A 13,164-nucleotide genomic window follows, 5' to 3' on the forward strand; every position below is an offset into this window, starting at 1 on the left:
AGCCCTCAACCCGTCACGGGAAACCCGCCCGCACTTTCACTCTCAGGGGGCGTTGCGGGGTCTCCCCGCTGATGGGGGTGCGTCGGCAACGCCAGTGCCGACCAAGGGGAAGGCTTTCCCCTCACGGCTATTCACCAGGGGTTTTAAAGACTAGAACTGGATATCTCTGGACATCGTGGGAGTACACTTGAAACGCTCGATCGGCGCCCCCCAATTGAATTGACGGAACGAAGTTTTGAGAGCGCTACCGCAATGGGAATTCAGCATCTATGCGCTATCCCTCCCCAGGGGGCATGGGTTCGGAAATCGGCCCCCTGTCGGCGCCTGGCTCAGCGAAGACGGTCTCTCATTTGGCATTCTCAGGCGTGATCTGAACGATCGCTCCTATGGGGTGCTGGTCATGCGGAGGCGAACCGACCAAGTCTGGACGGTGACGGCCGAGCGTGAAGGCTATGCCGCTGAAAAGGAAGCCCTCGCCCAGTTGCCGCCTCTCCTGAAAGACGGAGAGCCTCCGGAACCTGTTCCTTCGGGCGTCATGCAGCGGCCCGCGCTCTATGATCTGGAGGGAAGGACGGCGAGCGACGTGTTCGCGACGTTGACGCTGCCGTCCCATCGCCCCGCGGCATGGACGCTCAACCAGCTCTATCTCGCGCTTCCAAAGCCAGATCGAAACTGGGCAGGAGATTGCCAGACGAACAACTTTCACACGCGGTTGTGGGAGGCGCAGCTGCTGGCGACGTTTCGTGAGCAGGGATTGCTCGTGACCCAACCATATGAGTCCCCGGATTTCCGCATCGAGAACAGGCTTGGCGGTTCGGCATGGGTAGAAGCTGTGACAGCTAATCCGGCAGATCCTTACAACCATGTGAACGCGCCTCCGAGCGCCTTGCCAGCCGACCGGGAAGAGGCGTTTTTCGGCGCCGGAGCTTTGCGCTTTGCCAAAACGATCGGCAACAAGCTTGCTCGCAACTATGATCAGTTGCCGCATGTAAAGGGTCAGCCCTTCGCCCTGGCAATTGCGGACTTTCAGGCACCGGCATCGATGATCTGGAGCCGGGAAGGACTGATTGGATATCTCTATGGCGAGGGCGCGGAAGAGGTTGAAATCGACGGGCGCATGTTTGCGCGTCCGACGAAAGCAACCCACCTCAAGGGCAAGGCCAGATTTCCCGCCGGCCTGTTTGCCGATGCGGGCCATGCCGAGCTCTCCGCAGTTATCTTTTCGAACGCGTGTTCGATGGCCAAGCTCAACCGCGTTGCGGTATCGGGTCAGGGCGCACCGAGTGGATTGCGATACACTCGGATTGGCAACTTCTTTGACAGGACGCCGGGCGCTCTCAAGGGCATCCCTTTCTGCCTGGATGTGACCAGCGATGAATATCGCAACCTTTGGCCGATCGGGAGTGAGCCGTGGTCGGCTGAAATCGAGGTCTTTCACAATCCGTTCGCGCACCATCCCTTGCCATTTGAACTTCTGCCGGAGGCAACACACTGGTTCGACCAGGACGGCGAGACGGTGTGTCGGAGTTTCTACGAAACCTCGATCCTATGGTCCCAGACACTGATCCAAAACGACACGGACCCACCGCCGACCCTAGAGCAACTGATGTCGAAGAGTCCAAAAGCGTGAAAGGCATCATGCCGAATGCACCGAAGGTGCTCGCATTCGATCACCCGAGGATATTTGCGGCCCGAGGTACGCCTTATGCACGACCACCTAGGCACGGATTCCCTACCCCTTCAGACGCTTCAGATAATCTCCCCGATCCAACGCCCCCGTCCGATTTGCGCGCCATGCTATCCGCTTCCCCGCCAACCCGCTGCGCGCCCTTCTCCCAGCGATGCCATCGTGCTTCATTCCGGGATCATGAACACGGCGTTTCTCTTGATAGCAATGTATTCCGGGCGACCGATCATTCCCGCTGAGGATGTCGCCAGGGATTTTTTCGGTCTGAGTACCGACAAGTTCATCCGCAAAGTCTCGGCTGGTTCCATCGCCCTCCCCCTCGTCCGCATGGAAGCATCCCAGAAATGCGCCAAAGGCGTCCACATCGACGATCTCGCCGAGTACCTGGACAAGAGGCGGGCTGCAGCCGTCAAGGAATGCCTGCAACTGCAGGGCCTTCGGTAAGCGTGTTCCCATCTGAAAATCGCCGAAGGCCAGCCTGCTACCCATGGCACAAAGCCACCACCCTGCTCACCTCGCCCGACAGCGCGGATTGAATTCTGTCAGAAAATTGCGTATATTTCTGACAGGAGAAAGATCATGCAGCACCTTGCAGAACAGATATTGACCCATGCAGAGGGACTTCCGGAAGGAGCGCCACTTGCCGCAAAGGGCCTGCTGCACCTCGGCAGCCGTGCCGGTGTGGATCAGGCCTTGTCGCGCCTTGCCGAGCGCGGCCAGTTGATCCGTGCCGGGCGCGGCGTTTACCTGCGACCGATCAAAAGCCGGTTTGGAACGCGTGCTCCGTCCGTGGAACAGGCCGTCGAGGCCCTCGCGGCGCAACGTGGCGAAGTCATCGTTCCAACCGGCGCCGCCGAAGCGAATGCACTCGGCCTGACCACGCAAGTGCCTGTTCGCTCCGTGTACCTGACCTCGGGTCGCAGCCGCACGCTCTCATTGGGCAAACAACTCGTGGAACTGCGCCATGCCCCCCGATGGCAACTCGCCCTCGGGAAGAGGCCGGCTGGCAGTGCTGTTCGCGCCCTGGCCTGGCTCGGGCCGGAACAGGCAGAGACAGCTCTTAGATCGCTGAAGCGGAAACTGCCCGCAGCGGCGTTTGACGAATTGGTAACCGCTGCACCGCAGTTCCCGACCTGGCTTGCACGCAGTGTCGTAAAGGCGGCGCATGTCTGAACCCTTCCTGTCGTTGTCGTCTGTAGACCGCAAGGAGGCTCTGGCCGTCGTTGCAGATCGCTCCGGGCGACCCGCGCACCTGCTCGAAAAGGACGTCTGGGTTGTCTGGGCCCTTCAGACCCTCTTCAGTTCCGAGCTTGGTGAGCACCTCGTTTTCAAGGGCGGAACCTCCCTTTCCAAGGCCTATGGGGTGATCCAGCGCTTTTCTGAAGATGTCGATCTGACCTATGACATACGGGCAATCGCACCTGATCTGGTGGGAGAACGCGCCGAAGCCCTGCCAACCACACGCAGTGAGGAAAAGCGCTGGTCGAAAGCTGTTCGGGATCGATTGCCAAAATGGGTCGTCGAAACGACGCAGCCCTTGATCCAGGACGCCATTGCAGCGCAAGGGCTATCGGCCTCGACACGGGCAGATGGCGACAAGCTTTTCATCGATTACGAGGCCGGCTCTTCTGGCTCCGGTTACGTCGCCCCCAGCGTCATGCTGGAATTCGGCGCGAGGTCGACGGGCGAACCGGCGAGCCTGCGTGACGTCGCCTGCGACGCAAACGGGCTGATCGAGGGCGTGACCTTTCCGACCGCGACACCGCGCGTGATGCATGCCGAACGAACCTTTTGGGAGAAGGCCACGGCGATCCATGTCTTCTGCGTACAGGGACGGCTCCGCGGGGAGCGCTTCGCGCGCCATTGGCATGACCTGGTACGCCTCGACGATGCAGGCATCGCGGATGTGGCTATTTCAGACCGAGACATCGCCTCAGCAGTGGCGCGGCACAAGCGTATGTTCTTCCCGGAGAAGACGGCCGACGGGACGCCCGTGGACTATGAAACCGCGGTTCACGGCAATCTGCAACTGGTCCCAAACGGAGAGGCTCGCGCCGCGCTCGCGGCCGACTACGCGCATATGGTCGACGACGGCCTCCTGCTTGAAGACGCTGAGCGTTTCGACGACCTCATCGAACGTTGCGCATCCATTGCCGAGCGCGCAAAGCTCGAAGCAAAAAATCACCACGTCCGCACCTGAGCGGGTGGGCATACAGATTTCACGCCAGATAGCGGAGATCCGATGATCTTGGCAATGTCACGTCTTGACGCAATGCCAAGGGTCGTTTTGACTTCAAATCTGTATTTCATCCTGCATCCGAGGCGCGCGTGCGACGAACGTCAAAGACCGAATTTCTCAGAGGGTTAGGCGAATATAATCCCGGCGCGCATGGGCCTTCGGGAACATCCTCGGAGCGGCAAAGACTAAAAGAAAAAATCGCCGCATATGATGCTCAACGCGGTGGCGTTTGGAACTACGAGGATCTCTATCATATCCTGACTATGATCTTGAAAGGATACCCCGCAGATAAGGCGCGCGACACGATTGCGGCCTTGGATGGGCCTGGGGAAGCCGCTGCAAAACTAGGAATCTTTGACGGAATCTGTGGATATATTCCAATTGGAAAGGCGAATTTCATCGAACGTGAGCGGCGGACTATCGCCTTCGGAAAGCATGAAGTCGACATTTCACCTGATTTTAGCTTCAAGGCAAATCAGGAAATTTTCGAAGTCTTTATTTATCCCTATAAGTCACCTCCACTCAAGCAGCAACAGAGACATGCGATCGTTAACGCCATTGCCGCAACTGAGAGGCAAGTCCCGCATTTCTTAATATTGGTAGAGTACCCGGAATTGTCCGGGATACGAAAATTCAGAGCAGAAACCTTTGATTTTCGTTACAGAGTTACTGAAGAGGGCTTCATAAAACACATGGAAACCTTCTATGATCTCCTCGATGAACGATCCAAAACAGGAGATTTGTTCGGAGGATAGCGTATGGGCAACGATCGTGGCTACCGCATTTACCGACCCCCACCGCATAACCTGTCGCCTCAGAATTTTAGCAGCAAAGTCGTTGACGCACCCCAGTCACTTCATGAAGCCATAGGCCATTGTCGCATAATTTCGATGGAGGATGGCAGGGGGGCCCGCAGGAAGAAACGTGTCGCATAAACATCACTATCGAGCAACCTCTCGCGCCCGGAGCCCAATGAAATTCCCCTTCCTGTTCAATACGCAAGCGCTAGGCTCACGTGATCAATGTCAGGGGTTCGATCTTGATTAAAATTCTTCACACTGCTGACGTCCATTTGGACTCTCCCCTCAGGTCACTGGCCTTGCGCAACTCGGACCTTCGCGACGCGGTTGCGGCAGCCTCCCGGTCCGCTTTCCGCAGACTGGTCGATTTCGCCATCTCCGAACAGCTCTCCGCAGTCCTGATTTCCGGCGATCTGTTCGATGGAAAAGAGCGCAGCGCAAGAACGGGCGCCTTCCTGATGGCCGAACTCGACCGCCTTGGCGATGCGGGGATCAGAGTTTTCTACATCAAAGGCAATCATGATGCCGAGAACCCGATCACCGGAACGCTCGATCTGCCTGCCCACCTTCACGCTTTCGATGCACGCGGCGGCATGGAACCGCTGACAGACGACATCGTGATCCACGGTGTCAGCTTCGTGGACCGTCACGCGCCCGACAGCCTTCTGCCGCGCTTCAAGCCGCCGGTTCCGGGCGCGGTAAATATCGCCATGCTGCACAGCTCGCTGGGCGGTGCGGTGGGCCATGATATCTATGCCCCCTGCAGCCTCGCCGATCTGGCCGGCATGGGGTTCGATTATTGGGCGCTCGGCCATATCCACAAACGGCAGGTCCATTCGACCGCTCCCTGGATTGTAATGCCCGGCACCCCACAGGGGCGCGATATAGGCGAGGCCGGCCCAAAATCCGCAACGCTGCTGACCATCGATCAGGGCCGGATCGACATTAGCGAAGTGCCCAGTTCCGTCGTTGAATTCGCCCAAAGCGAACTGGATGTAACAGAAACCGAGAGCGACGAGGCCCTGCGCGCGCTGCTGAAGTCCCACCTGAATGCGCTGCGCAACCAGATCGCGGCGCCGATCGGCGTGATCCGACTGATCTTGACCGGAACGCCAAAGCGCCACTGGCAAATCCTACGGGATCGCGATGTCTGGATCGAACAGGTGAACGAGCTTGCCCAGGCCACCGGGGATCTCTGGATCGACAAGCTCCTGTTCGACCTGCCGCCGCCGGACGCAACCGAAGGCGCAAGCGGCGCCGCCGACGAACTGGCGACGATCATGGCAACGATCCGCGGCGAGCCCGGCTTTGCCGCCCTCGCCCGCGACGAGGTCGAGACCGTCCTGCAGGAACTGCCCGTTACCCTGCGCGACCGCTTGCTGCCGGATGAGGCCGCGCGCGATGCGATGGTGGATAAATTGACCAAGTCCGGCGCCGACGTCGTCCTGGCCCAGATGAAGGGGGCCGGACACTGATGCGGCTCCAGCGCCTCTCCCTTGATCGTTTCGGCCATTTCACCGACCGGCACTTCGACTTTGGCTCGGCCTCCGATGGCCATGATTTCCACATCATCTATGGCCCGAACGAAGCCGGAAAAACCACCACGATGGAAGCCGTCCTACGGCTATTCTACGGCTTCCCGCTGCGCGAGGGCTATGCGTTCAAGCATCCGCGCAACAACCTCCAAGTCTCGGCCAGGCTGGATATCGACGGTGTCTTACGTGATTTCACGCGGCTGCCGACGCGCAGCGGATCGCTGGTCGACGCGACCGGCACCGCGCTGCCCGAGGCTGCCCTCTCCGCCCATCTCGCGGGATTGTCCGAAGAGGATTACCGCCGCCTGCTCTGCCTTGACGACGAGACGATCGAACGCGGCGGCGAAGAGATCGCAAATGCCGAAGGGGATATCGGGCGCCTGCTCTTTTCCGCTGCAGCGGGCGTGGCCGACCTGAGCACCGTTCTGGATCACGTCCGCGAGCGGGCCGACGCGCTCTGGAAAAAACGCGGACGCACCACCCGCATGGCCGAGTTGAAACGCGCCTTGGCCAATGTGGAAAAGGAGATCAAGGACCGCGACGTGACCGCCAGCGCCTGGAAGGCCCTCAAGAAAGATTTGCGCAAGGCAAAAGAAGCCGAGCGGGAGGGGCGCAAGACGCGGGATGCGCTGAATCTGACGAAGGCGCGCATGGAGGCGCAGCGGCGTGCCCTGCCCCTGATGGGCGAGATCCGGGACCTGGAACAGGCGATTGCCCCTTTCGCGAGTTATCCCGATCATCTGGATTTCGATCCGGAACGGCTGATCGAGCTAAACAGAGACCGTGGGCTGACCACACAGAATATCGCACGCCTGACCGAAGAGATCGCGAGCCTCAGGGAAACTCGCGACGCCGTCGCCTTGGATCCGAAGCGTCTTGAGCTTTCGACCGCGCTGGCAGCGCTGGAGGATCTCGCCGCGCGGGATCGAACCGCAAAGCTCGACCTTGACAGGCGCGAGGACGAACGGCAGGCCGCGGAGGCATCGATGCAGCAGGCTGCATGGGATCTTGGGGTCACCTCGCCGGACGTCGATCTGCAAGGGCTGGTCCTGTCGGGCGCCGATATTGCGTCTCTGGAGAGCGCCAGGGAAGCTTTGCGCGAGGCGATTTCCCAAGAAAAGATCGAGGCGCGCGAAACCGCCGAATTGAAAGAGCGGGTGATCGCCGCGACCGAAGCCATGCAGGATGGCGCGCCCGCGGATGAGGAACGCCCACAGGTAGCAGATATTCTGCTGCGCTTCGATGCGGAGACCCTCGCCCCTGCCTACGCCGCAGCGCAACAGGCAATCGGGGATATGAAGATCAAGGCGCGGCGCTCCCTGGCTGCGCTCTCATTCGCAGGCGTCACTTTCGATCATCTGCCTGCCTGCCCGACCTCCCGCCACCAAGCAACCAGTTGGGCCGAGCGCCACCAGGACTTGCTTCACGACCTGCGCATGACGACAGAGAAGCGCGACGAGCATCTGGAGGATGCGGAGGCCCGCGGGGCTCAGGCCAAATCACTGGCCCGAGACGCGAAGCTCATCTCGGATGCCGATGCTGAGGATCTGCGCGCGCGGCGCGATGCACGCTGGGCGGAGCATCTTGCCGCCTTGGACAGACAGACCGCCGCCGACTTCCACGAGGCGATGCAAGGGCATGATTTCGCTGCCCAAGCGCGATTGGCGCAGTCCCGCGAACTGGCACAGCTCCGCGAAATCGGCCAGGCCGAAGCCCAGGCGCGCGCCCGTGCGGTTCAGGCCGACAAACGGCTACAAACCCTTCGCGAAGACCGCAGCACTATCGAGGCAGCTGTCAGCGCAGCGGCAGCTCAGGTCGGCCTTCCAGACAGCATCACACCCGCCGAATGGTTGGACTGGAGCCTAAGTCACGACGCGGCCAGCGAAGATGCCCAGGCCCTGCGCGACACGGAAGAGGCCAATCAATCCACCCTCCAACGCGCCGAGGCCCTGCTGGCCGAGCTGGCCCGGACCCTGCCCTTTCCCCAGGCAGACCTGACCGGCGCCCTGGCGGCGGCCCGGCGTCAGGCCGAGGACGACCGCAAGCAAACCGACGCCCATACAACGGCCGAGGCAACCCTGCGACAGGCGCAGCGGGATCTTGCCCGGCGCGAAGAGCGTTACGCAAAAGCGTTTAAGGCAAGGGAGGATACGAAGAAGACTTGGCGCGCACTGGTCCACGACCTCCTCGGAGCGGCATTGCCCCCCGAACGGCTGGAGGCATCGCTGGAGCCCCTGCGCGCTTTGCGCGAACACGAAAACACACGGGCCGCGGCCGGGCGGCGGATCACAACCATGCAGGCGGACCAAAAGCAGTTCGCCCAGGAGATCGATAGCTTGGCACGCGCCCATGGGCAGGAGCCTCACGCAATGGCGGCAAAGACATTCGCCGCCCTCAAAACCTTGGCGGAAAAAGCGCGCTCGGCCACTGAGACGGGCCGAAAACTCGACTCCGCGATCGAGACGGCCGAGGCCGAGCTTGTCGAACACAAGGATCGGCAAAACGCCATCGACCAAGAGGTCGCGACCATCGCCATGCTTTTCCCCGATACGACCACCCCGGGCGATATCGGCGCCCTGCGCGAGGCCGCAATTCGCACGCAGAAAGCAATCGACAACCGCGCCGCGCTGGCGAAAATCACCCGCCAGGTCCTGGCCGAACTGGGCACGACCGACATCGAGACAGCCCGCGCCCAGCTTGCAGAGACCTCAGTTGCCGCATTGGAGGGCGAACTCGACAGCAACCGATCCGATCTTGCCCATGCCGAGGAAGAGCTGACCCTCGCCATTCAAAACCGCACAGCCGCCGAATATGCCCTAGCCGAGGTGAAGGGAGACGACACGGTTGCGGAATTGGTCGAGCAGAAAGCGACGCTGGAACTGCAGCTCGAAGAGGCTGCCTTGGAGCATCTCGAACTTTCCCTGGGCCATCACCTCGCCTCCGACGCCATCCGGCGCTATCGCGACAGCCATCGCAGCGGCATGTTGACGGCCACGGAAGACTGCTTCGCCAGTCTCACGCAAGGCGCCTATCCGACGCTGAGTACCCAGATCGACAAGGAGTCCGAGATTTTGCTCGCCGTCGATGGCAATGGGGTCAGCAAGCGTGCGGCCGAAATGTCCAAGGGCACGCGCTTTCAGCTATACTTAGCTCTGCGGGCAGCGGCCCACGAACAACTTGTCGCGCAGGGCACGAGGCTTCCGTTCTTTTGCGACGACATCTTCGAAACCTTCGACGAGGCGCGCACCAGCGCCGCCTGCCGCGTCATGGAAGCCATCGGCGCGCGCGGCCAAGCGATCTACCTGACCCACCACCGCCACGTGGTCGAGATCGCAAAGAGCGTTTGCGTAACGCCTCCGGTCATTCATGAACTTTAAGACATCGCGCCGAGGAGAGTTGATTTGAGTACTTGGAATGCTCGCCGAGAGGCCTGGAACCCGCAGAAGGAAGACGCCCGGAATATCGGGGATGTCGACTATGGCCGGGTGATCCATTCGGCATCATTCAGAAGATTGCAGGGCAAGACCCAGATCCTGAATCTCGGCGACAGTGACTTCTATCGCACGCGCTTGACGCATTCCTTGGAAGTTGCTCAGATCGCGGGAGGGCTCGCAGTCCAGCTCGCGCGCAGTTTCCCCGATCACTCGGCAACGGCAAGTCTCCCGGACCGCAGCCAAATCCATGCGATCGCCTGCTCCCACGACCTGGGCCACCCACCATTCGGCCATGGCGGTGAAGTCGCACTGAACTACTGCATGCGCGATGCGGAAGGGTTCGAGGGCAACGGCCAGACCCTGCGTCTCCTGGCACGGCTCGAAAACTTCTCTGCCGCTGCGGGGGCCAACCTGTCACGTCGTTCCATGCTTGGCGTCTTGAAATACCCTGTTGCACTCTCAAGGTTGCGCAACCCCGAATTGCGCCCGCGGTTGCAGGCGGGCCCTTCGGTTCTGCAAACCATCGACTTGAAAGCCTCGACTCCGCCAAAGGGATATCTCGACAGCGAAACCGACGTCGTCGACTGGATTCTCGAGCCGCTCGGCAATGCCGATCGGGATGCCTTCACGTCGATCGAAAAGCGCGAAGGCAAGCATGCCCGCACTCTCCACAAGTCTCTCGATTGCAGCATCATGGATCTCGCGGACGATATCGCCTACGGGGTCCATGATTTGGAGGATGCCATTGCACTTCGGCTCGTCACAGAGCGCCAGTTCCGCGACCTCGTTCCCGAGGAATCCTGCAAGATCTTTGTCGAAGAAAGGCGGCTGAAGGGCCCCACCGAGAGCAACGCCCCATACGAGGCCATGGTCGACGGGCTGTTTGGCGACAGCAACACGCGCAAGCGCTGGATCAGCCGGTGGGTCAATCATCTGATTACACCCGTCCGTTTCATCGAATGTCCCGAATTCCAAGACCCCTTGCTCCGCTGGCGCGTCGAGATTCCAGAAGGTCAGGCCCGCTTCCTCAAGGCCCTAAAAGAGCTCGTGATGCAGGTGGTTATTCGCAGTCCGGGCGTGCAACATCTCGAATTCAAGGGGCAATCCATGGTTGTCTCGGTCTTTGAAGCCATGCAATCAGATCCAGAACGTTTGCTCCCGCGCGATGCGCAAGCGAAATTCGACGCAGCAGATGGCGACCTCCGGCACATCAGCGATTTCGTGGCCGGTATGACAGACACCTATCTGCTCAAGACCTATGAAAGGCTGTTCGAGCCGAGGATGGGCTCAGTGTTCGACAAGCTTTAGTGAGCACTGTCCCTAGGGCGATGCTCAACCGCTCTAGCGGCCGCGTCGAAGTTCAAGCGCAATGGCCTGCTTAAAAGCGCGAGGCCCGCGGGGAGCTACACAAGTTGCCGGGACATCATCTGGGTATCTCCCGCGACAGGCGCCGGGAACCACTCTCCCAGGCCTCAACCCGTCGCCATGAAACCGGTCAAACTGGTACTCTTTCTGGCAAACGATGCTTAGTTGTTGGACGCCCACGCCTGTAATTCATCGGTGTTGACCTGCGCTCGAAAATGGCAGATGTTGATCTCGGCCTTTCTCGCAGGCCGGTGTGCCCGCCATGCGAAGCTTTGCAGCGACCTTGACTTCGAACAGCAGACTTCATGCCATCGGCGGGTCTGATTAGCAGCGGGCACCTAGTCGGATCCAGCTTGGACATGGATCATGACAGAGAACGACAAGCTTAAAACATTGAAGCTCTTGGCAAAGCGTTGCGCCAGAGCGATGGGGCAACCGCAACATGTGGCACTCGACTTTGTTGCCAATCGTTTGGGCTTTCCTCATTGGAACGCATTGACAGGAAGCGCCAATAGAGAGTGGACCCCATCCGAAGCACAAGTCGCCTCAATCAAGGCGTTTGTGGAACGCATTACTTCCTACGAAGGCGCGGCCTTTGACCATGTATTCGGAGGGCCCAATGCAATTACTCGGGGAGATGTAAGGGGGCATCCATACGAGTTGAAGACAATGCTCGGCGACGTTTATATGGAAGGTGAGGGCTGGCGAATAGTGCTGCCAGAAAACCCCTCGGCGGCCCCTAATGTCGAGATCGACATCAGCCACGCCCAGAACAGCCCGATAAATGATCGAGTGCTGCTTGCAGAGGCGATCGGAATTGCCAAGGAGTTGATGAAGAGCGTCAAGGCACGACGATTTTCTGATTGGCCACGGCGCGCCACAAAACCGGATGCAGAGGGAACGGTCCGCCATCCGTTCTTGGAGATGGAGAAATCAAACCTCTGGTACTGCCTTCACTGCGACGCAGAGATCACCGGTCCACAGATCGCTGGAAACCAATGGCACTGCCCCGGCTGCGGCGCTTCACCGATCAACATCTTTCCAGAAGCCTTCTGGCTGGGACGGAACGATGAAAAGCCAGCGCCAGTCCAATCCCGCGCCGAAGAGCAAGAGATTGAACCCATCGTGTCAGTTGTTGATCCGCGGCCTAGGCTTGATCTCAACAAGAACCAGGTGACCCATCTGATCCGATCAGCCCTGTTCGAGGATGCCGCGAGTGCCAGCGAGCGAATGGGAGCGAGTCTGGCCGAGATCTGGGTTGATGACGATCTCGAGGTGATTGTTTCCCTCGAGGATCACTACTGGCCCGAGGACAAAGAGCCGACCGCTGCGATCAAAGTGGCCGCACTGCTTGGGATCGAAATTGAGTTGGAAGTTACTTGGTCGGATCCGTTGTTCGCATGGCCAGGTTTGGGCACTCTGACCCGGAGCACGGCCGAATATACGCGCATGATGCTTGATGCCTACCGCAGTAAAGGCATCGTGGAAGAAAGGGGTGGAAACCGATAGCTCCTTAGCCTGCGCGGCTTCGACAACCAACTCGCCGGGCACCGGCAGGCGCGAAACGCCTTCAGTCTGGCGGGTTTCTCCGCTGGGTCTGAGGGGAGACCCGTTCCTCAGAACTGGATCTCATCATCGCGGTCGACCAACTCGGGATGTTCGCTCTCGGCCGAGGCTGTGTGGAAACTCGATCGAACATTGCCTGCCCCGGAATGATATTCTTGGACAGGCGCACCTGTGTAAGTTTGCTCCAATGCGGGCCGCCACAGGCAGGCCAGCAAGGAAACCATTCTTCACGAATTCGGGAAATAAGAGCTTCCATGCAGCCTCGGCCCTCAAGAGACATTCGAGCCAGGAGCAACGGATGACCGGTCTCAGCCCCGCTCAAGACATTCGTGTTAAGCGCTGCATGCGACCGAGCGCTGACACCGAGGGCGGGGAATTGCCTTTCGCGGTAGCACCGACCAACGACCGTTTTGGGGTCGTCTTCTGTCTGTTCGCTTGGCGGTCCCCCGATTGAGATGGCCGTCATTCCCGACATCTGATCACCAGAGCCAGTCGCTTACATCAGTGACCATGGATTTCCGCTCCCTGGCCAACCTGC

At 60.0% G+C, this 13,164-nt stretch carries 9 protein-coding genes; all 9 read left to right on the top strand.

Going from position 1 to position 13,164, the window contains the following annotated elements; genetic code table 11:
* Positions 1-235: 235 nt before the first annotated feature.
* The 9 genes from WDB86_RS03645 to WDB86_RS03685 all read left to right on the top strand — a co-directional run bounded on the left by WDB86_RS03645 (position 236) and on the right by WDB86_RS03685 (position 12,569).
* Positions 236-1,630: a hypothetical protein gene (locus tag WDB86_RS03645; RefSeq protein ID WP_406736641.1), complete on the top strand. Its 1,395-nt coding sequence runs from the start codon at positions 236-238 to the stop codon at positions 1,628-1,630.
* A 237-nt stretch (positions 1,631-1,867) separates the two neighbouring features.
* On the top strand, positions 1,868-2,131 hold the full coding sequence (locus tag WDB86_RS03650; RefSeq protein WP_020043354.1) for a pyocin activator PrtN family protein: 264 nt from the start codon (positions 1,868-1,870) through the stop codon (positions 2,129-2,131).
* A 135-nt stretch (positions 2,132-2,266) separates the two neighbouring features.
* The gene (locus WDB86_RS03655) at positions 2,267-2,860 is read left to right on the top strand and encodes a DUF6088 family protein (protein WP_406736642.1); all 594 of its coding nucleotides are present in this window, start codon (positions 2,267-2,269) and stop codon (positions 2,858-2,860) included.
* Complete coding sequence (locus WDB86_RS03660) at positions 2,853-3,887, top strand: nucleotidyl transferase AbiEii/AbiGii toxin family protein (RefSeq protein WP_406736643.1); 1,035 nt, start codon at positions 2,853-2,855, stop codon at positions 3,885-3,887. Before WDB86_RS03655 ends, WDB86_RS03660 begins: the two co-directional genes overlap by 8 nt.
* Before the next feature lie 128 nt (positions 3,888-4,015).
* Positions 4,016-4,681 carry a hypothetical protein gene (locus tag WDB86_RS03665; RefSeq protein ID WP_406736644.1) on the top strand — a complete coding sequence of 222 codons (666 nt, stop codon included), beginning with the start codon at positions 4,016-4,018 and terminating at the stop codon, positions 4,679-4,681.
* 284 nt (positions 4,682-4,965) lie between these two features.
* A complete protein-coding gene (locus tag WDB86_RS03670; protein ID WP_406736645.1) occupies positions 4,966-6,201 on the top strand; it encodes an exonuclease SbcCD subunit D in 1,236 nt (411 codons plus the stop codon).
* Positions 6,201-9,638 carry an AAA family ATPase gene (locus WDB86_RS03675; RefSeq protein ID WP_406736646.1) on the top strand — a complete coding sequence of 1,146 codons (3,438 nt, stop codon included), beginning with the start codon at positions 6,201-6,203 and terminating at the stop codon, positions 9,636-9,638. Before WDB86_RS03670 ends, WDB86_RS03675 begins: the two co-directional genes overlap by 1 nt.
* A 24-nt stretch (positions 9,639-9,662) precedes the next feature.
* Positions 9,663-11,003: an anti-phage deoxyguanosine triphosphatase gene (locus tag WDB86_RS03680; RefSeq protein WP_406736647.1), complete on the top strand. Its 1,341-nt coding sequence runs from the start codon at positions 9,663-9,665 to the stop codon at positions 11,001-11,003.
* A gap of 423 nt (positions 11,004-11,426) precedes the next feature.
* Positions 11,427-12,569: a hypothetical protein gene (locus WDB86_RS03685; RefSeq protein WP_406736648.1), complete on the top strand. Its 1,143-nt coding sequence runs from the start codon at positions 11,427-11,429 to the stop codon at positions 12,567-12,569.
* Positions 12,570-13,164 lie beyond the last annotated feature (595 nt).

It is taken from the genome of Thioclava sp. GXIMD4215, from assembly GCF_045291555.1.
Classification (GTDB): domain Bacteria; phylum Pseudomonadota; class Alphaproteobacteria; order Rhodobacterales; family Rhodobacteraceae; genus Thioclava; species Thioclava litoralis.

Bases quoted from the DNA above. Each gene is read 5' to 3' on its own strand.
- WDB86_RS03660 (WP_406736643.1), top strand. From the start codon at position 2,853: ATGTCTGAACCCTTCCTGTCGTTGTCGTCTGTAGACCGCAAGGAGGCT.
- WDB86_RS03650 (WP_020043354.1), top strand. From the start codon at position 1,868: ATGAACACGGCGTTTCTCTTGATAGCAATGTATTCCGGGCGACCGATC.
- WDB86_RS03655 (WP_406736642.1), top strand. From the start codon at position 2,267: ATGCAGCACCTTGCAGAACAGATATTGACCCATGCAGAGGGACTTCCG.
- WDB86_RS03685 (WP_406736648.1), top strand. From the start codon at position 11,427: ATGACAGAGAACGACAAGCTTAAAACATTGAAGCTCTTGGCAAAGCGT.
- WDB86_RS03675 (WP_406736646.1), top strand. From the start codon at position 6,201: ATGCGGCTCCAGCGCCTCTCCCTTGATCGTTTCGGCCATTTCACCGAC.